At 43.6% G+C, this 20,230-nt stretch carries 17 protein-coding genes; all 17 read right to left on the bottom strand.

Annotated features, from left to right (window positions below):
- Positions 1-8 precede the first annotated feature (8 nt).
- The 17 genes from MUG87_RS10840 to secA all read right to left on the bottom strand — a co-directional run bounded on the left by MUG87_RS10840 (position 9) and on the right by secA (position 20,055).
- Entirely contained in the window at positions 9-512 is a 504-nt protein-coding gene (locus MUG87_RS10840; protein ID WP_247081961.1) for an acyltransferase, read from the bottom strand.
- Positions 509-1,159, bottom strand: a complete 651-nt coding sequence (ppaX, locus tag MUG87_RS10845) for a pyrophosphatase PpaX (RefSeq protein ID WP_247081963.1) — start codon at positions 1,157-1,159, stop codon at positions 509-511. Before ppaX ends, MUG87_RS10840 begins: the two co-directional genes overlap by 4 nt.
- Positions 1,149-2,081, bottom strand: coding sequence for a nucleoside recognition domain-containing protein (locus MUG87_RS10850; RefSeq protein WP_247081965.1), 933 nt, complete (start codon positions 2,079-2,081; stop codon positions 1,149-1,151). Before MUG87_RS10850 ends, ppaX begins: the two co-directional genes overlap by 11 nt.
- 48 nt (positions 2,082-2,129) lie before the next feature.
- The gene (gene lgt, locus MUG87_RS10855) at positions 2,130-2,942 is read right to left on the bottom strand and encodes a prolipoprotein diacylglyceryl transferase (RefSeq protein WP_247081967.1); all 813 of its coding nucleotides are present in this window, start codon (positions 2,940-2,942) and stop codon (positions 2,130-2,132) included.
- Positions 2,943-2,954: 12 nt separating this feature from the next.
- Positions 2,955-3,881 (bottom strand): HPr(Ser) kinase/phosphatase, encoded by a 927-nt coding sequence (gene hprK, locus MUG87_RS10860; RefSeq protein WP_247081969.1) that lies wholly within the window; start codon positions 3,879-3,881, stop codon positions 2,955-2,957.
- A gap of 75 nt (positions 3,882-3,956) precedes the next feature.
- A complete protein-coding gene (locus MUG87_RS10865; RefSeq protein WP_247081971.1) occupies positions 3,957-4,331 on the bottom strand; it encodes a phage holin family protein in 375 nt (124 codons plus the stop codon).
- The gene (locus MUG87_RS10870) at positions 4,328-4,657 is read right to left on the bottom strand and encodes a hypothetical protein (protein ID WP_247081973.1); all 330 of its coding nucleotides are present in this window, start codon (positions 4,655-4,657) and stop codon (positions 4,328-4,330) included. Before MUG87_RS10870 ends, MUG87_RS10865 begins: the two co-directional genes overlap by 4 nt.
- 80 nt (positions 4,658-4,737) lie before the next feature.
- A complete protein-coding gene (uvrA, locus tag MUG87_RS10875) occupies positions 4,738-7,602 on the bottom strand; it encodes an excinuclease ABC subunit UvrA (RefSeq protein WP_247081975.1) in 2,865 nt (954 codons plus the stop codon).
- A gap of 8 nt (positions 7,603-7,610) precedes the next feature.
- Positions 7,611-9,584: an excinuclease ABC subunit UvrB gene (gene uvrB / locus MUG87_RS10880; RefSeq protein WP_247081978.1), complete on the bottom strand. Its 1,974-nt coding sequence runs from the start codon at positions 9,582-9,584 to the stop codon at positions 7,611-7,613.
- Positions 9,585-9,775: 191 nt separating this feature from the next.
- Positions 9,776-10,918 (bottom strand): PDZ domain-containing protein, encoded by a 1,143-nt coding sequence (locus MUG87_RS10885; protein WP_247081981.1) that lies wholly within the window; start codon positions 10,916-10,918, stop codon positions 9,776-9,778.
- A 408-nt stretch (positions 10,919-11,326) separates the two neighbouring features.
- Positions 11,327-12,796, bottom strand: coding sequence for a S41 family peptidase (locus tag MUG87_RS10890; RefSeq protein WP_247087652.1), 1,470 nt, complete (start codon positions 12,794-12,796; stop codon positions 11,327-11,329).
- A gap of 78 nt (positions 12,797-12,874) precedes the next feature.
- The gene (ftsX, locus tag MUG87_RS10895) at positions 12,875-13,768 is read right to left on the bottom strand and encodes a permease-like cell division protein FtsX (protein ID WP_247081983.1); all 894 of its coding nucleotides are present in this window, start codon (positions 13,766-13,768) and stop codon (positions 12,875-12,877) included.
- A complete protein-coding gene (gene ftsE, locus MUG87_RS10900; protein ID WP_247087654.1) occupies positions 13,758-14,444 on the bottom strand; it encodes a cell division ATP-binding protein FtsE in 687 nt (228 codons plus the stop codon). The genes ftsX and ftsE overlap by 11 nt, the downstream gene beginning before the upstream one ends.
- Before the next feature lie 346 nt (positions 14,445-14,790).
- Positions 14,791-15,114 (bottom strand): cytochrome c551, encoded by a 324-nt coding sequence (gene cccB / locus MUG87_RS10905; protein WP_247081986.1) that lies wholly within the window; start codon positions 15,112-15,114, stop codon positions 14,791-14,793.
- 124 nt (positions 15,115-15,238) lie between these two features.
- Positions 15,239-16,099 carry a YitT family protein gene (locus MUG87_RS10910; RefSeq protein ID WP_247081995.1) on the bottom strand — a complete coding sequence of 287 codons (861 nt, stop codon included), beginning with the start codon at positions 16,097-16,099 and terminating at the stop codon, positions 15,239-15,241.
- Positions 16,100-16,363: 264 nt separating this feature from the next.
- Positions 16,364-17,462 (bottom strand): peptide chain release factor 2 gene (prfB, locus tag MUG87_RS10915; protein WP_247081997.1). Its coding sequence is split into 2 segments (ribosomal slippage): positions 16,364-17,389 and positions 17,391-17,462, totalling 1,098 coding nucleotides; the frame shifts between segments, so codons are not numbered across the junction.
- A gap of 85 nt (positions 17,463-17,547) precedes the next feature.
- Positions 17,548-20,055, bottom strand: coding sequence for a preprotein translocase subunit SecA (gene secA, locus MUG87_RS10920; protein WP_247082005.1), 2,508 nt, complete (start codon positions 20,053-20,055; stop codon positions 17,548-17,550).
- Positions 20,056-20,230 lie beyond the last annotated feature (175 nt).

Consider the following 20,230-nt stretch of genomic DNA (forward strand, 5'->3'; position numbering starts at 1 on the left):
ATGGCTTTTCATACCCGTTGTTCCATTTCTTCTTTCGTATAAATGACACGCATGGGATTTCCGCCTACAAAAGCACCGGCCGGTACATCCTTATGAACAAGTGTCCCTGCGGAAACAATAGCCCCGTCTCCAATGATAACGCCCGGTAAAATGGTTGTGTTTGCACCAATCATCACTTCATCACCGATAACAACATCACCAAGACGATATTCCTTAATTAAATACTCATGCGCGAGAATCGTTGTATTATAGCCGATCACTGTGTTGCGGCCTACTTTAATTTTTTCAGGAAACATAATATCAAGCATGACCATAAGCGCAAATGAGGTTTCAGGACCGATATCTATGCGTAAAAACGTACGATATAGCCAATTTTTCATTTGCAAAAATGGTGTATAGCGGGCTAGCTGAATGACAATAAAGTTTTTGACAACCTTCCAAAATGGCACAGTTTTATATATATGCCACAAGGAATTCGCACCGGTAACAGGATACCGTGTTGTACGTCTCACACTTCTCCCTCCTCGGCTAATATACCGAGCAAATCACTCATACGCTCTAATATATATGTCGGATGATACGACGCTACATATTCTCTGCCCTTAATAGACCACGCAACAGCAGCCGTTCGCGTGCCTGCGCTGCGGCCACCCAAAATGTCATGATGATTATCTCCTACCATCAAAGCCTCTTCTGGCTTGGCATCAAGTAAGCGCAAAGCCTGCTCAATCGGTTCTGGATGTGGCTTTACATTCGTTACATCATCAATGGTCACAATCACATCAAAAAATTTACGTAAATCAAACAGCTTAAGCCCCATCTCAACTGTCACACGCGCTTTCGTTGTGACAATACCGAGTTTATAGCCTTGCTTATGCAACGCTTCTACCGTCTCATATACCGTTTCGTATTCTTCTACAAGAGCGTCATGGTTAGCATGGTTATAAGCTCGGTAACATGCAATCATTTCTTCTGTGCGTTCCCGATCCATTGCCGAAAAGGTTTCTGTGAGCGACGGTCCGATAAACGGCAAAACATCTTCCCTTTTGTATGTCTCTGGATAATACGTGTTCAGCGTATGCAAAAAGGATGAGATAATAAGTTCGTTTGTATTAATGAGTGTTCCATCTAAGTCAAATAAAACCGTATTAATTTTCATAAGCCAAGTCCTTTCTATCCGTTTTTCTCCAAGTAATCGCAACCACAACCGTCAGTAATATCGCTACTACAAGACGAATGAAAAACAGCGGCAATACCGGTATGCCAAGTGGAATAAAAATAAACGTGTCTTCTACAACCGCATGGCATGCAACTAAGAAAATGAATGCCAGTACCAAATCGCGCTTTTCTACACCATCCTCACGCACCGCTTGAATCATAACACCAGCACCGAGCGCCAACCCGAATAATAAACCGGCCGCCAATGTAGTAGACGTATTCTCCTTCATGCCAAGCAACCTTGTAAATGGTGCCATCACCTTTGAAAAACGATCCAAAAATCCGTAATCTTTTAAAACCTGAATCATAATCATAAGTGGAATTACAATAAGAGCAAGCTGCCATATTCCACTAGCTGCCTTCTGCAAACCAACAAAAATAATATCTGTCCATGTTTCAGGCGCAGCTTTGCTGACTGCAGCAAAGCCATACTGCGCTTGCTTACCGCCGCCTTGCCAAAATTGATCAATGCATATTGCTGACATAATGGCCAAACCGATACGAACAGCAAGGACAATCCAAATTTGTATCCCTACCTTAGCAGCAACAGAAGACTCTACTAGTAAGTTATGAGAGAATGACAGCATGACCGCTAGAATAAATACCTCTTTTACTGTTAAATCCAACGTTAAAATCGCTCCAATTGCTGCATATAAATTGAGTACATTACCTAACACCAATACAATAGCCGCATCACCCGGTAAACCCAGTAAGCCCATGAGCGGGGCAATCAGTTTGGTAAGCCAAGGCAATACCGGTGTGTATTGTAAAATGGTCACAAACAATGTAATCGGAAAGATAATCTTCCCGAGTGCCCAGGTCGTTTTCCCCCCTGCAAGTAACCCTCGCTTCAACGTTTCCATCTCGTTTTCCCCCTATGAGAAACAGCGCCTGTGACAGGCGCTGTTTTTTTATGCTTCTAAATACCGTTTGTCCGCTTGCCCCATCTTGCGGCGCACCGCCACCAAGATAAGCGCTACGACAATAATCACAACAGAGATGACCTGTGCCGTACGAAAAGGTCCAACCATCAAGCTATCTGTACGTAGTCCTTCAATAAAGAAGCGACCGATAGAATACCAGATTAAATACGTTAAAAACAGCTCTCCCCGGCGTAAATTTACTTTGCGAAGCAGCAATAAAAGTGCTACACCCGCAAAGCTCCATAGCGACTCATACAAAAATGTCGGATGGTAGTATGTACCGTTAATATTCATTTGGTTAATAATAAAATCTGGCAGGTACAGCCCTTCCAAAAATCCACGCGTGACCGGTCCGCCATGCGCTTCTTGGTTCATAAAATTACCCCAGCGGCCAATGGCTTGTCCAAGTAAAATGCTCGGCGCCGCAATATCAGCCATTTTCCAAAACGAAACGCCGCGCACACGAGAGAATACGAATGCTGTCAGCACAGCTCCAATTAAGCCACCGTGAATCGCAAGACCACCCTCGCGAATATTAATGATTTGCGACGGGTTTTCACTATAGTAGCTCCATTCAAAAATAACATAGTATAAGCGCGCACAAATAATGGCGATAGGCACTGCAAATAATACAAGATCTACAAATAGATCCTTCGGCAACCCTCTTCTCTCGGCCTCACGTGTCGCAAGCCACAACCCAAGCAGAACACCGGAGCCAATGATAACGCCATACCAGTAGATCGGAAAAGGACCGAGCTGGATAAAGACGCGATCAAAGTAAGGTGCAGCAGTTAATAACATCCCCGTTTCCCCCTATTCTTCTTTCGTTTCAATCGCATTCATCAAACGCTCTGAAAATTGCTGGGCGGCATTTACACCCATGCGTTTTAAACGGAAATTCATTGCCGCTACTTCAATAATAACAGCTAAGTTACGTCCCGGTCGTACCGGCAACGTGATCTTCGTTAAATCTGTATCAATAATCTTCATTTTTTCTTCATCCAAGCCGAGACGATCATAGTTTTTCTTTTGGTCCCAAATCTCAAGATTGATAACCAGCGAAATACGTTTATGATTGCGCACTGCTCCTGCGCCAAACAATGTCATAACGTTAATAATACCAAGTCCACGAATCTCAAGCAGATGCTCAATTAATTCCGGTGAACTGCCAATCAAGGTATCCTCATCTTCTTGACGAATTTCTACGCTGTCATCCGCCACTAGGCGATGACCACGTTTGACAAGTTCCAATGCTGTTTCACTTTTTCCGACGCCGCTTGAACCCGTAATTAAAACACCTACACCATAAATATCAACTAATACGCCGTGTACAGCCGTTGTTGGCGCCAATTTACTTTCTAAGTAATTGGTCAGACGGCTCGAAAGGCGAGTCGTTTTTTGATTTGAGAGTAATAGCGGTACATTCGCCGCACATGCCGCTTCCATCAATTCAAGCGGTACTTGCTGGCCACGCGTTACAATAATACAAGGCGTCTCTGGTGTACAAAGCGCATTCATTCGATCTTTTTTTTGCTCCGGAGTTAATGTTTCAAAAAAAGTCAGCTCTGTCATACCGACAAGCTGCACACGATCTGCCGGATAGTATGTAAAAAAGCCTGCCATCTCAATTCCGGGTCTCGATAAATCACTTGTTTTAATAGGACGATCGATACCTTTTTCTCCGCCGATTAATTCCAGCTGAAAATGCTCCATCAAATCCTTTGTACGAACCTTTGGCATATCCTACCTCCACTATTTCACTAATAACATCTCACTTGTCTAGTGTACCACTTTTTTCTGAAAAGGCGAAACCGCTTATTCTTTTTTCTCACGTGCTCGAAATACGAGCTTATCAATAAAAATATTGAATACAGAGATGAAGATTGCAGCTATGATTGCTGTACCGAAACTATTAATATTGAAGGCATCTCCCAGCAAGTTGTCCGTTAACTTTAATGTAATTGCGTTGATAATTACCAAAAAGAATCCGAACGTGATAATCGTAAGCGGCAACGTGATAATAATTAAAAGCGGCTTTACAAAAATATGAAGCAGCGAAAGCGTAAAGCTAGCTATAAGTGCGGTTCCAATACTTTTAATATAAAACGATTCCGGGTTAACTAGCTTCAATAAGCCTGATACAACAATGAGCACAAAGCCGTTTAATACAATAGACAATAACCATCTCATGCTTCCACATCCTCTTTTCCTGATACGAGTATGCGCAGTGCGCTCCCGACACTCCATACCATAATCCAAAAATTAAATAAACCTAGCACTACTATACCAAAAAGAATTCCAATAGACACTGCATCCGTCTCGCGCGGCAACAAGAAAAACCAAATCGTCATCGCTGCCCACGCTAACGGAACACATTGTGATAGGCAAGCTATTCCTACATGATGCCTTACTTCGCGATTGGCACACGCAACATACAAAATAAACGGTATAACAACTGGTAATACAAATAAACTCATATACCCACCGGCCGCCAATACCTTTTCTATTCCCTTCATACCGCCCCTCCTCTATCGCTCCTTTCTTCATTTGTATAAAAAAACCTCCAAAAGAATACCCTTCTTTTGGAGGTTTTCCCTTACTGCACGGTTTCTGTTGCTTCTTGATTCATCCTTGCTTTATCGCGTTCCATGATGACCTTCAAATATTTAGCAGTATAGGATGCTTGTACGTCCGCCACCTGCTCTGGTGTACCGGTCGCAACAATTTGTCCGCCCTTGTCTCCGCCTTCTGGACCTAAATCGACGATATAATCAGCTGTTTTAATAACATCCAAATTGTGCTCAATTACAAGCACGGTATCACCGTTTTCCACCAAACGCTGCAACACCTTCAGTAAGCGCGCAATATCATCTACATGCAAACCCGTTGTCGGTTCATCCAGAATATACAGCGTGCGCCCGTTAGAACGGCGATGTAATTCAGATGCCAGCTTGACGCGCTGCGCTTCTCCGCCCGAAAGCGTCGTAGCCGGCTGTCCGAGCGTCATATACTCAAGCCCCACGTCTGCAAGTGTTTGCAGCTTGCGCTTAATTTTCGGGATATTTTCAAAAAAGCGTACGCCGTCCTCAATCGTCATCTCCAAAATATCAGCAATGCTTTTGTCTTTGTACTTTACTTCGAGCGTTTCACGATTGTAGCGTTTGCCATGACACACCTCACAAGGAACGTACACATCCGGAAGGAAATGCATTTCAATTTTAATGATACCATCGCCGCGACACGCCTCACAGCGTCCGCCCTTTACATTAAAGCTGAAGCGTCCCTTTTGATAGCCGCGCACCTTTGCCTCATTCGTTTGCGCAAATACATCACGAATATCATCAAATACACCTGTATATGTTGCTGGGTTTGAGCGTGGCGTGCGTCCGATTGGCGATTGGTCAATATCAATGACCTTGTCTAAATGGTCAATACCTTTTATATCTTTATGCGCACCCGGCTTGATTTTTGCTTTATGCAGCTTTTGGGCCAATGCTTTATATAAAATCTCGTTCACAAGCGTACTTTTACCAGATCCCGACACCCCGGTCACCGCAACAAATGTACCGAGCGGAAACGACATTTTTACATTATGCAGATTATTTTCTCTAGCACCTAGAATTTCAATTTTACGACCATCACCTTTTCGGCGCTCCATCGGTACTGGAATAAACTTTTTACCTGCTAAGTACTGCCCCGTTAGCGACTTCTTATCCGCCATTACCTCTTCCGGTGTTCCCGCAGACACAACCTGCCCGCCGTGAATACCCGCACCTGGACCGATGTCAATCAGATAATCTGCCGCAATCATGGTATCCTCATCGTGCTCTACAACAATGAGCGTATTTCCTAAATCACGCATATCCTGCAAGGTTTGAATTAACCTGTCATTATCGCGTTGATGCAAGCCGATGGAAGGTTCATCCAGAATATAAAGCACGCCGGTCAAACGTGAGCCAATTTGTGTTGCCAAGCGGATGCGCTGCGCCTCACCGCCCGAAAGCGTCCCTGCCGAACGATTCAACGTTAAGTAATCGAGACCAACATTAATTAAAAAGCTAAGGCGTTCTTTAATCTCACGGAGGATGAGACGAGCAATTTGCTCCTGCTTTTCTGTCAACAACACTGTAGAGAAAAAGTCATATACTTCCGTTACGGACTGGTTTGTTACATCGGAAATATGCTTACCTCCCACGAACACAGATAGGCTTTCTGTTTTTAAACGTGCTCCTTTACATTTCGGACACGCCTGCTCCGCCATATACTTCTCCATTTGCTCACGAATATAATCCGAGCTTGTTTCGCGATAGCGTCGCTCAATGTTCGGCAATACTCCTTCAAAAGTAACGTCACCTTCTTTTACCTGCCCAAAATCGTTCACGTAGCGGAAGTAAATTTTCTCATCTCCGCTGCCATACAACACTTTATCAAACAAATGCTTTGGAACATCTTTTACAGGTGCATCCATATCAATGCCATAATGATTGCACACCGCCTCTAAAAGCTGCGGATAATATTGCGAGCTGGACGGCTCCCAAGGGGCAATCGCATGATTGCGCAGACTTAAGTCCCAGTTTGGAATTACAAGCTCCGGATCTACCTCCAGTTTAGAGCCAAGACCGTCACAGGATGGACATGCACCATACGGGCTATTGAAGGAGAACATGCGCGGCTCCAATTCACCGATGGAAAACCCACAGTGTGGACAAGCATGATGCTCACTAAACAACAGCTCTTCTTCTCCCATTACATCAATGAGTACACGTCCCTCACCAAGGCGAAGCGCCGTTTCTAAGGAGTCGGCAAGTCGTGATGCAATACCTTCTTTTACAACAATGCGATCAATCACAACTTCAATGCTATGTTTTTTATTTTTATCAAGTTGAATGTCATCGGATAGCTCACGCATTTCACCATCTACGCGCACACGAACATAACCTTGCTTTTTAATGTCCTCCAGCGTTTTTACATGCGTTCCTTTACGCCCAGAAACGATGGGAGACAGCACCTGTAATTTGGTGCGTTCCGGATATTCCAAGATACGATCTACCATTTGTTCAATCGTTTGCGATGTGATTTCAATGCCATGGTTCGGACAAATGGGTGTACCGACACGCGCATACAATAAACGTAAGTAATCATAAATTTCCGTAACGGTACCGACCGTAGAACGCGGGTTGCGGCTCGTCGTTTTTTGGTCGATGGAAATTGCCGGTGACAAGCCTTCAATTGCATCGACATCCGGCTTATCCATTTGTCCTAAAAACTGACGAGCGTATGCGGACAGCGACTCGACATAGCGGCGCTGTCCTTCTGCATAAATTGTATCAAAAGCCAACGAAGATTTCCCCGACCCTGATAAACCGGTAATAACCACAAGTTCGTTTCTTGGAATCGTCACATCAATATTTTTCAAATTATGGGCACGGGCGCCCTTCACAATAATTCGATCATTTGCCAACGCTATCCCTACCTTTCCGCTTTCAGTTCAAGCACCAAGTCACGAAGCTCTGCCGCACGCTCAAAATCAAGCGCTCTTGCTGCTTCCTTCATCTCTATTTCAAGACGCGCAATTAAGTTTACGCGCTCTTCCTTCGTCATTTTCTTCGGCTTTGTTTCGTATGCTGCTTCCTGTTCCGCAGCTGTTGTCGCGCGAATGATATCGCGAACCTCCTTGCGAATCGTGCGCGGCGTGATACCGTGCTTCGCATTGTACGCTTCTTGAATCTCACGGCGGCGCTTTGTTTCACCTATCGCCAGCTCCATGGAATTGGTCATTTTATCGGCATACATAATAACATGGCCGTTTTCATTACGCGCCGCCCGGCCAATCGTTTGAATCAATGAGCGCTCAGAGCGAAGGAACCCTTCTTTGTCGGCATCCAAAATGGCAACAAGCGACACTTCCGGAATATCAAGTCCCTCTCGAAGCAGGTTGATTCCAACGAGTACATCATATTTACCAAGACGCAAATCACGGATAATCTCAATGCGCTCCAGCGTCTTAATTTCTGAATGCAAATAATTGACCTTAATGCCAATGTCTTTTAAGTAATCTGTTAAATCTTCAGACATTTTCTTTGTGAGTGTTGTAATTAACACGCGTTCGTTTTTACTGATACGATCTTGAATTTCTCCAATAAGATCGTCAATTTGCCCTTCAATCGGACGGACGTCAATAATTGGATCCAACAGTCCGGTCGGGCGGATAATTTGCTCAACAGGTGCAGGCGAACGCTCCAGTTCATACGGACCTGGTGTTGCTGAAACATATACCAATTGATGTGCCTTTTCTTCAAACTCTTCAAATTTAAGCGGACGGTTGTCAAGCGCAGACGGCAAGCGGAAACCGTGGTCCACAAGCACCTGTTTACGCGCTTGGTCACCGTTGAACATCGCGCGAATTTGCGGAACAGATACGTGCGACTCATCAATTACGATTAAAAAGTCATCCGGGAAGTAGTCAATGAGCGTGTACGGTGTAGAACCCGGCGGCCGGAGCGTAAGATGACGCGAGTAGTTTTCAACGCCAGAGCAAAAGCCCATTTCACGCATCATTTCAAGATCATAGCGCGTACGCTGCTCGAGACGCTGCGCCTCTAGAAGTTTCTCGTCATCTCGCAATTCCTTGAGTCGATCTTCTAGCTCCTTTTCAATATTTTCAATTGCAATGCGCATTTTTTCTTCACGGGTTACGAAGTGAGATGCCGGGAAGATGGCCGCATGCTCTCGCTCAGCAAGCACTTCTCCCGTGAGGGCATCGACCTCGCGAATACGGTCAATTTCATCTCCAAAAAACTCTATGCGAATGCAATGCTCACTGCGCGAAGCCGGAAAAATCTCAACAACATCGCCCCGTACACGAAACGTTCCGCGCTGAAAATCGATGTCGTTACGCGCGTATTGTACATCCACCAATTGACGTAACAGCTCGTCGCGCCCTTTTTCCATACCGACCCGGAGCGACACTACCATTTCCTTATATTCTTCCGGCGAACCGAGACCATAGATACAGGACACGCTCGCTACAACAATCACATCACGCCGTTCAAATAACGCTGAAGTGGCGGAGTGGCGCAGCTTGTCAATTTCATCATTTGTTTTCGCATCTTTTTCAATAAATGTGTCTGTCTGCGGAACGTAGGCCTCCGGCTGATAATAGTCATAGTAGCTCACAAAATACTCAACTGCGTTGTTCGGAAAGAAATCCTTAAACTCACTGTATAGCTGTCCCGCCAGCGTTTTATTATGTGCGATTACAAGCGTTGGTTTATTGACCTCTTTAATTACATTTGACATTGTAAATGTTTTACCCGTACCAGTCGCTCCAAGCAACACCTGATGCTTCTTACCTTCGCGTATTCCCTGCACCAGCTTCTCAATCGCTTTCGGCTGGTCACCCTGCGGTGAATACGGTGACACTACCTTAAATTGCTGCTCCACACACCTCGACCTCCTCAACAATATCTATCGTTATTTTATCATGAACAAATGAGAAAAAGCCAAAAAAACGAACAAATATTCGCATGAAAGTATAACATCTTCTACTAGGGTGCGGTGTCAAACAGGATTTATGCTCATTTTGCATATTTTTCCTCCAAGCATACAAAAAAAGACAGGTGTCTCCACCTGCCTTACACGGCTTGCTCTCGATTGCTACCACGTACAAATAAAATACCTAAATCACCATCATCAGCATATAGTGCACGCTGTGCAAAGCGAATCTCTCCTTGCACATCAAGCACTTCCAGCTTGCAAAACGCACCCTTTTGGCGCAAAGCGCGATGAAAGTCGGCAACATCTTCAATGTAATTCCCGTTTACCTTTGTAATAACCTCACCAGGACGCAGGCCAAGTTCTTCTGCAGCGGAGCCCGGCAGTATATCCAAGATCATGACACCTGTCTTTTGAACCGAGAAATACGGTGTCTGCTGTTGATCCTGAATACGGTCTTGCATCGCAATCATCAATCTTCCCAGCATGGCAATACCGGCTGCCGCAATCGCAATTCCTGGGGTCCAAATACTTATGAGCCCAAGAGCAAATACTAATATACTAAGCCCCATCACGCGATGACCCGTATAAGTAATCGCTACTTTTGGCAAACTGCCTGTCACACGTCTTGCAAAGCCTAGTAAAAACGGTATCACAAATAAAGAATACGTTTCAGCGCCAATTGTAAAGACCGGCCACCAGGAAAACAGCTTACCCATCCCTTCACCAGGTACAAGCACAAGAAGCGGGACAAGCCACATTCTCTTGCTTTCATGTGAACCCACAAGCAAGCCGCGCTTTCCTTTTTGCAATCTTGGTGTTGTTTCGTAAGCAGCACGCTTTGCAATCAAGCGGCCTTCGGCAAATAGAAGCAAGCTCATTAGACAAGCTAAGGCAGCTAAGCTTGTCTCATCCGAATTGCTATACAACGAAAACGCCGTAACGACAATAGCAACCCCAATACTATAAGCAGCAGATAAAAGGCCAAATCGCAATAAAAGAGCACCGATTGCGCTTGAAATCGCGATAACTTGTAAGCTATCTTGCGAGACCACCAACCCTGTTCCAAACGCAATGACAGAAAGCAGCAAACCAATTCCGATGCCTGCCAATGCAGACATACGTAATTCATACCATATATCATGAACCTTAAACGAAAACTCGCGTCTCTCTTTCTTAACACGGAATACACCTATGAAAATATTAATCAAGATAAAAATATATAAAGCAGGTTGCAGAAAGAATCGTCCCATTGCATAGCATATCTCTAAAAGCCACTCCACAGAATTCCCTCCTTGTCGGCATTTTCTCCATTTTATCACATTCTTTGTAAGACGGATTTATTTTTACCTGGAAAAGGTTATTCTCAAATCTCATATCAATCCAATTTAGCCGTTTTGCTCCTTCTATCGGCCGTTTCCTCCCTTCTATCGACCGAATTCCTCTTCTATCGACCGAACTTCCTCTTCTATCAGCCGAATTTACCTCTCTATCGGCCGAACTCCCTCTTCTATCGGCCGAATTTACCTCTCTATCGGCCGAACTCCCTCTTCTATCGGCCGAATTTACCTCTCTATCGGCCGAACTCCCTCTTCTATCGGCCGAACTCCCTCTTCTATCGGCCGAATTTACCTCTCTATCGGCTGTTGTCTGTATGACAGAAAAAACCCGCAGAATTCTGCGGGTTTTTCTTATTTTGCAATTAATTTCAGTGCGGCCTGTAGCTGCAGGTCATTTTCACCAGAGCGAATTTTTTCAATGATTTTATTTTGAATCGTATCCGCCGTTTTCTGATCAATAACTCCTGTTTCTTTTAGCTTGTTCATTTGCTGGAACGCTTTTACAGCTGTTTCTGTTTCTTTGCTGAAATAGCCGTCTGCGCGCCCAGGTTCAAAACCGAGATCCTTTAGTAGTTCCTGCGCGTTTTTAATTTGCTCGCTGTTCATATTATAAGATAACGGCTTGTCAAATTGAATTGGTGTTGCGTAGTAGTAATCTGGTTGCTTCAGCTCTACCGTTGGGGCAATTCCTTTCTTATGAATCCAATTGCCATCAGGTGTGAGCCACTTAAACATAGTCAGCTTTATGTTGCTGCCATCTGGAAGCGGAACAGCCTGTTGTACTGTACCTTTACCGAAGGTTTTCACACCAACAAGTGGATACCCTTCTGCCTCCTGAAGCGCACCAGCTAAAATCTCAGAAGCTGAAGCACTGCCGTTATCTATCAAAACTGAAACCGGATAAGGCTTGCGTTCCTTAAGAGATGTAAAAGCCTTTTGACGCTTGCCATCGCGGTCTTCTACCTGCACCATCGGCTTCTTGTCTGTAACGAATAACTTTAAAATATCTTCTACACTTGTTAAATAACCGCCAGGATTGCCGCGCACGTCAATTACAAGTCCTTTAATGTTCTTTTTCTCAAGCTTCTCGAGCTCTGTTTTAAATTCTTTTGCTGTTTCTTCAGAAAACGATGTAATTTGCAGATAACCGATATCTTTTCCATTTTCCTTTTTCACGGAACCAAAGACTGTTAACAACGGAATTTTATCACGTGTAATTTTAAACGTAATTGGCTCTGCTACACCAGCACGCTGCACTTGCAAGGTAACAACTGTTCCTTTTTTGCCGCGAATCTTTAGAACCGCTTCTTCACGAGTTAAATCTTTTACACTTTCGCCATTTACCGTTACAACCTCATCATTTGGTTTAATGCCAGCCTTCTCTGCCGGTGAATCTTTAATGGGAGAGACAATGATGAGCTTTTCATCAATTTTATTAATTTCGGCGCCAATGCCCTCTAACGAAGAATCCAAAGACTGCTCAAACTGCTGGGCTGTTTCTTTATCCATGTATGTGGAATACGGATCCTTGAGTGTGCCGAGCATCCCTTGAATGGCGCCTTCCACCAGCTTGTTTTCATTTACATTTTCTACATACTTTGAATCAATCAAATCATATGCCTGTCTAATCTTCTGCAGATCTTCTTCTTTTGTAGGCGCGTCAGACTTACTAAGAAGCGCACTTGCCGGTCCTTGCGTTGTCACTTTAATTCCCGCGAACATAACGCCGGCCCCCGCCAAAAACGCCACAATCATCCACACAACCGCTATTTTACGTTTCAATGCGGAGTCTCCTTTCCAGATTATGTACTTAAAAGGCATCACACTTTATGTGTGATGCCCTTACTATGTCTACTATATGATAAGCTTGTACGAAATATGTTTGCAACTTTTTCTCGCTTAAACCTTTAAAAACTTACGAATCGACATAACACTGCCCCACATACCAATCAAGCTTCCAATTAGGATAAGCAAACCAGCCAGCTGGAATACAAACGGGTTATATGGAAGTAATTCAAAGATTGTGCCCGCAAATTTTTGTTGCAGAACAGAGTGAATAGAACTGTACGCTGACATAATTAAAACAATCGGCAGCAACGCACCTAAGAAGCCAAGGAATAAGCCTTCTAACAGGAATGGCCAGCGAATAAACCAGTTTGTCGCACCCACAAGCTTCATAATTTCAATTTCAGTACGACGTGCATAAATCGTAATTTTAATGGTATTAGAGATTAAGAACATTGCCGTAAACAGTAGACCTGCAATTAATACAATACCGATATTACGTCCCACTTTAACCGTGCTAAACAGCTTTTCTACTTCACCTTTACCATATTGCACGTTGCTTACATAATTCATTTTTTGAATTTTTTCAGCTACAACTGCCGTATCGCGTGGCTCTTTTGTTTTCACTACATATACATCTTTCAGCGGGTTATCTTGCTCAAACAATTCAAACGAACGACCGGAATCACCGAAGCTCTTAATTACGCGCTTTAGTTCGTCTTCCTTAGAAGAAAATTTAATTGATTGAATTTGCGAAATTTGTTTTAAATTATCTTTCAAAACGGCTTGATCTTCTTTTGCAGCTGCCGGGTCGATATGGACGCGAATCTCCACATCTTTTTCAACCTTTGTTGCAAAATGATTCATGTTCATGATAACTGCCAAGAACACGCCTACTAATAAAAGTGTAATTGTAACTGCACTTACGGATGCAAATGTCATCCAGCCGTTACGCATTAAGCTCTTTGTTCCTTCGCGCAAGTGACGCAAAAATGTGTTAGCTTTCATATCCATATCCTCCTTCCATCTCATCTCGAACAATCTTACCGCCTTCGATAGCAATGACACGATGGCGCAGTGTATTTACGATATCCGCGTTATGCGTAGCCATAACAACAGTTGTACCGCGCTCATTGATTTCTTTAAAAATATCCATAATCTCCCAAGCGGTATCCATATCCAGGTTCCCTGTCGGCTCGTCCGCAATCACAACTTTAGGCTGATTTACAATAGCACGTGCAATGGCTACACGTTGCTGTTCACCACCAGAAAGCTGATTTGGCAAAGAGTCGGCCTTATGTTCAAGCTTAACGAGCTTTAGCACCTCTTTTACACGCTGATCAATTACATCGCGCTCTTCTTCGATTACCTCCAGTGCGAATGCTACATTTTCATGCACTGTTAGCTTCGGAAGCAAACGGAAGTTTTGGAAGATCACGCCGATTTGGCGACGGAAGTATGGCACATCACGCTCTGCTAGCGTTTCTAACGACAAGCCATTTACGTTGATTGAACCCGTTGTTGGTTTTTGTTCGCGATACATCATTTTAATAAATGTAGACTTACCAGCACCGCTTGGTCCTACTACGTATACAAACTCGCCCTGCTTGATTTTAACTGTTATTCCATTAGCGGCTTGTACGCCATTGTCGTATGTTTTATAAACATTGCTCATTGTTATCATTTTCATCACCCGATTTTCTGAGATTTTACTGTACTCTCTTCACGTTATCTATGAATATATATTTTTTTACAAAGTTCTACATAAACCACAAAAAAATGCTACCGCATTACATTGTAACATCAATGTACTGTAAATACCGCTACAATTTTATTACAGTTGCGTTACAGTGGTAAAAAAAGTAAAGTCACTCTATAATTACATGCGTGCCTACACGTTTAGATTGTCCGGCTGTCACTTTCCTCTACAAAATCCGTTTTTTTATACAGTATAAAGCATAGACACACCACTTTCACATGGTAATAACAAGCAAGAAAAAGCCCTTGCACATCGGCAAGAGCTTTTTCGCTTATTTTTTACCTGCAAGCCATTCCGCTACTTTTGTAGCGTCTTCGCCTTTTATGACACCGGCTGGCATACTGCCGCGTCCCTTAAGAATAATCTTTTCAATCTCCGCTTGGTCATATTTCCCACCAACATGTTTCAGTCCTGGTCCCACCTGTCCTTGCAAGTTATTGCCGTGACAGCTGCTACAGCTTTGTTGATAGATCTTTTCTCCTTCTGATCCATCCGATGTTTGTGCTGTTTCAGATGGCTTGCTTTCTTCCTTCACTCCGCATGCACTAAGACCAAGCACTAAAACCGCGCTTGCAATCAACCATGTTTTTTTCATATGCTTCACTCCTATTTTTTAGCAAATACGTAAAAGTCACTTGTCAGAATACGATCTTACTCAGCACGTGCTTCTTTTGGACAAATGACCGCCCAGTTATACATACATATTCATTATAATGCGTTTACGCTCGATTAAAACCTTCTCCAAGTACCTCAGCAGCATCCGCAACAATGACGAATGCAGCTGGATCAAGGTCCCTTACCAATTGTTTCAATTTTGTGAATTCCGTCTGCTCCACTACGCACATCAATACGGGACGTTCATCATCCGTAAAGCCCCCAGTTCCTTGTAGCTTCGTTACGCCGCGGTCAATACTTTTAAAGATGCCTTCACGAACAGCTTCTTCTTGCTTTGTTACGATTAATGCCATTTTAGAGCGTCCGAAACCAACTTGTATTAAATCAATGGTTTTACTCGTGACATATAGTCCAATCAATGCATACATCCCGGCTTCTAAGCTAAATACAAGCGCCGAAGTTAAAACAATAAGCCCGTCAATTAACGCAACACATAACCCAAGAGAAATACCGGTATATTTATGAACAATTTGCGCAGCGAGATCCGTGCCGCCGGTGGAAGCCTTTCCGCGAAACACAATACCAAGTCCTAATCCCACACCAATTCCGCCAAACAAGGAGCCCAGTAGCGCGTTGTTTGTAGCAGGCTCCATATCTTTTGATAAAAATACGACAAACGGCAGGAAAATTGTTCCCACTAATGTTTTAATACCAAATTGCTTGCCAAGCAGCAATACACCGGCAATAAACAACGGGATATTAAAAGCCCATTGTACGTAAGCTGGCTCCCATCCGAGCAAGCTCTTCAAAATGGTACTGATACCACTTACGCCTCCGGATGCGACTTTATTTGGTAATAAAAACAAATTAAATGCCAGCGCTATAAGCGCGGAACCCAACAATATATAACCATACTCCAAAATAGCCGTGCTAGCAGCTGAACGTGTTCTTCTCTTTCTACCCATGATGTTGTGTACTCCTTTTACCGCTCTTACTTTTATATTGTCTCGCTACTTTCCCAGCAGCAAAATAGAATTTGTCGCTTTCTCATGACAGTAAAAATGCTCCGTCATTGTTTAATTTTCTACGTTTTACGTCAGATATGCAGATACGCTATGATAAAAACACCTTCCGCAAAAAAGAGAAGTTAGGTTCCCAACTTCCCTTTCCTCATTTAGAGAAACATATATCCTCTATTCTTCGTTGCCGGCATTTGGCCCGGCTCTTTTTTATAGCTTCGCACGTAAATATGCATCAATAAACGGACTAATATCACCGTCCATTACCGCTTGTACGTTTCCAACCTCTGTATTTGTGCGATGATCTTTCACCATGGAGTAAGGATGGAACACATACGAACGAATTTGGCTACCCCAGCCAATATCCTTTTGCTCACCGCGAATCTCATCCAATTCAGCCTGCTGCTCTTCCAGTTTCTTTTGATATAATTTTGCTTGTAGCATTTTCATTGCACGCTCACGGTTTTTAATCTGAGAGCGCTCTGTTTGGCACGTTACAACCGTATTTGTTGGAATATGTGTGATACGCACAGCAGAGTCTGTTGTATTGATGTGCTGACCACCAGCACCACTCGCACGGTACGTATCAATTTTTAAATCCTCTGTACGGATTTCAATCTCAATATTGTCATCGAATTCCGGCATAACCTCACAAGACACAAATGACGTGTGACGGCGACCTGAAGAATCAAACGGTGAAATACGAACAAGACGATGTACACCTTTTTCCGCCTTTAGGTAGCCATAGGCATTATGTCCTTTAATCAGCAGGGTTACACTTTTAATACCTGCTTCATCACCTGGCAAGTAGTCCAACGTTTCTACCTTGAAGCCGCGCTTTTCTGCCCAGCGCGTGTACATACGAAGCAGCATAGAGCCCCAATCCTGAGATTCCGTCCCTCCTGCGCCCGGGTGCAATTCAAGGATAGCATTGTTTTTATCATACTCACCGCTTAACAACAATTGCAGTTCATACTCGTTCATTGTTTCCAGTAACGTTTTTACTTCCTGCTCCAGCTCTACTTTTAAATCTTCATCGTATTCTTCTTTTAATAATTCAAAGGTAAGCTCTAGATTTTCATGCGTTTCACTTAGCTCTGTAAAGCTGCCCACCATTTCCTTTAACGCATTTGCTTCGTTAATGATAGTTTGTGCATTGCGCTGATCATCCCAAAATGTCGGGTCCAGCATAATTTCATCTAATTCAGCAATGCGGCTTTCTTTGTTAGCGAGGTCAAAGAGACCCCCTAAAGTCCGCTAATCGCTTAGCCATTTTTTCAAGCTCTTGTCTAATTTCTGTTAATTCCATTTCGTCCACCTCTTCGTTTAAATTACAGCGCAAAACTCCCTCCGCACCGCAGAGAGAGTTTTGCCGGTTGCCTGCATGGTTTGTTTTATTTTAATGCGCCGTGGCAATTTTTATACTTTTTGCCGCTGCCGCACGGACACGCTTCATTGCGACCTGTGTCATCTTCATTTACCTTTGGCTGACGTTTGATTTCTTCGCCGCTACCCGGATGAATTGCCTGTCCTTTCGCAACTTCTTCACGCTGCAGATTGCTTTCAATTTGTGCTTTCATGATATAGCGAGAAATTTCTTCTTCAATAGAAGAAATCATTGCTTCAAACATCGCAAAGCCTTCCATTTGATACTCACGTAATGGATCGATTTGACCATATGCACGCAAATGAATCCCTTCGCGCAAATGATCCATCGCATCGATATGCTCCATCCATTTAGAATCTACTACACGCAATACAACTACCTTCTCAAATTCGCGTAATTGCTCGGACGGTAACATCTCTTCTTTTGCATCGTAATGTTGCTTCACTTTGCTGAAAATTACATCTACCATCTCTTCTGGTGCCAAGCGACGAAGCTCTTCCTCTGTCACATCACCCGGCTCTAAAACAGATGCCTCTAAGTATTCAATTAGGCCCTTGATGTTCCAGTCTTCATCTAATTCCTGTGTGGTATGTGCCGTAATCGCACGCTCCACCGTCCCATGAATCATGCCTTCAATAATACCGCGCAGATTTTCAGCTTCCAATACCTCTTGACGCTGCTTGTAGATCACTTCACGTTGCTGGCGAAGTACATCATCGTATTGTAGAAGCTGCTTACGCGCATCGTAGTTGTTACCCTCTACGCGTTTTTGGGCGGATTCAACAGCACGAGAAACCATTTTACTTTCGATTGGCTGTGAATCATCCATACCAAGGCGATCCATCATAGCACGCATGTTGTCAGAGCCAAAGCGACGCATAAGCTCATCTTCCATAGACAAGTAGAATTGCGTTACACCTGGGTCACCTTGACGGCCAGAACGACCGCGTAGCTGGTTATCAATACGTCTGCTTTCATGACGCTCTGTACCAATAACCGCGAGGCCGCCAACTTCCTTTACACCTTCCCCAAGCTTAATATCCGTACCGCGACCCGCCATGTTTGTTGCAATCGTTACAGCACCTTTTTGACCAGCATCTAAAATAATATCAGCTTCACGCGCATGGTTTTTCGCGTTCAATACGTTGTGACGAACCCCTTTGCGAAGAAGCATTTTTGAGATTAGCTCAGATGTTTCAATAGCAACCGTACCTACAAGAACAGGCTGTCCCTTTTTATGACGTTCTACGATGTCTTCTACAACAGCGTTAAACTTGCCCTCCATGGACTTAAAAATTAAATCCGGACGGTCGTCACGAGCAACCGGGCGGTTTGTTGGAATAACAATAACATTCATATTGTAAATGTTACGGAATTCTTCTTCTTCTGTTTTTGCTGTACCTGTCATACCAGACAGCTTTTCATACATACGGAAGTAGTTTTGGAATGTAATTGTCGCAAGCGTCATGCTTTCGTTTTGAATCTCTACGCCTTCTTTTGCTTCAATAGCTTGATGTAAGCCTTCGCTGTAGCGGCGTCCCTTCATTAAACGACCTGTAAATTGGTCAACGATTACAATTTCATCTTCTTGAACCACGTAATCCACGTCACGTACCATTACGACATGAGCACGAAGCGCTTGATTAATGTGATGAAGCAATGTCACGTTTTTCAAGTCAAAGATATTTTCAACGTGGAAAGCTTTTTCTGCTTTGTTCATACCTTCTTCTGTAAGCATCACATTCTTCGTTTTTTCATCGTACGTGAAGTCCGTATCTACACGCAGTGTACGGACAAATGCATTCGCAAATAAATATAATTCCGTAGATTTTTGGGCTTGTCCAGAAATAATAAGAGGTGTACGTGCTTCATCGACTAGGATGGAGTCTACTTCGTCAATAACTGCATAATGAAGCGAACGCTGTACACGTTGCTCTTTGTAAAGCACCATATTATCACGCAAGTAGTCAAAGCCAAGCTCATTGTTCGTACTATACGTAATATCAGCTGCATATGCAGCTTGCTTTTCTTCACGTGACATACTGTTTAGGTTCAGCCCCACTGTTAAACCTAAAAATTCGTGAAGTTTGCCCATTTCACTCGCGTCACGCTGTGCTAGGTATTCATTCACTGTTACAACGTGAACACCTTTTCCTGTCAACGCATTTAAATATACCGGCATGGTGGAAGTTAAGGTTTTACCTTCCCCTGTTTTCATCTCGGAGATATTGCCCTCATGCAGAGAAATACCACCCATGATTTGCACCGGATACGGACGCATACCAAGCACGCGCGTTGCCGCCTCGCGAACAGTCGCAAAAGCCTCCGGCAGCAAACTATCAAGCGTTTCTCCTTTTGCCAAACGCTCGCGGAACTCAATTGTTTTTCCTCGTAATTGTTCATCACTTAAACCGGAAAACGTTGGAGCCAACGCTTCTACTTGCTCAACCATTTTCTGCATACGATTGACCTGACGCTGGTTCGTATCAAATACCTTCTTCAAAATACCAATCATCGGAATACGCTCCTCTTTGTAGGATATATGACAAATCTATAAGTAAGATGAAAATACCAATTTAAAAAATCTACAGATAATTGTAACACTTGCATAGAAAATATGCCAACAAGAAAAGTGGAGCCGACCGTTTAGGCACAGAATCTAAGGTTCTTGGCGCTAAAAGGCGCTTTTT

The organism is Ectobacillus sp. JY-23 (assembly GCF_023022965.1).
GTDB lineage: Bacteria > Bacillota > Bacilli > Bacillales > Bacillaceae_G > Ectobacillus.

Coding starts and splice junctions, on each gene's coding strand:
- lgt (WP_247081967.1), bottom strand. CDS start 2,942: ATGTTATTAACTGCTGCACCTTACTTTGATCGCGTCTTTATCCAGCTC.
- ftsX (WP_247081983.1), bottom strand. CDS start 13,768: ATGAAAGCTAACACATTTTTGCGTCACTTGCGCGAAGGAACAAAGAGC.
- MUG87_RS10890 (WP_247087652.1), bottom strand. CDS start 12,796: ATGCCTTTTAAGTACATAATCTGGAAAGGAGACTCCGCATTGAAACGT.
- secA (WP_247082005.1), bottom strand. CDS start 20,055: ATGATTGGTATTTTGAAGAAGGTATTTGATACGAACCAGCGTCAGGTC.
- hprK (WP_247081969.1), bottom strand. CDS start 3,881: ATGCCAAAGGTTCGTACAAAGGATTTGATGGAGCATTTTCAGCTGGAA.
- MUG87_RS10865 (WP_247081971.1), bottom strand. CDS start 4,331: ATGAGATGGTTATTGTCTATTGTATTAAACGGCTTTGTGCTCATTGTT.
- ppaX (WP_247081963.1), bottom strand. CDS start 1,159: ATGAAAATTAATACGGTTTTATTTGACTTAGATGGAACACTCATTAAT.
- cccB (WP_247081986.1), bottom strand. CDS start 15,114: ATGAAAAAAACATGGTTGATTGCAAGCGCGGTTTTAGTGCTTGGTCTT.
- ftsE (WP_247087654.1), bottom strand. CDS start 14,444: ATGATAACAATGAGCAATGTTTATAAAACATACGACAATGGCGTACAA.
- MUG87_RS10850 (WP_247081965.1), bottom strand. CDS start 2,081: ATGGAAACGTTGAAGCGAGGGTTACTTGCAGGGGGGAAAACGACCTGG.
- MUG87_RS10870 (WP_247081973.1), bottom strand. CDS start 4,657: ATGAAGGGAATAGAAAAGGTATTGGCGGCCGGTGGGTATATGAGTTTA.
- MUG87_RS10910 (WP_247081995.1), bottom strand. CDS start 16,099: ATGGGTAGAAAGAGAAGAACACGTTCAGCTGCTAGCACGGCTATTTTG.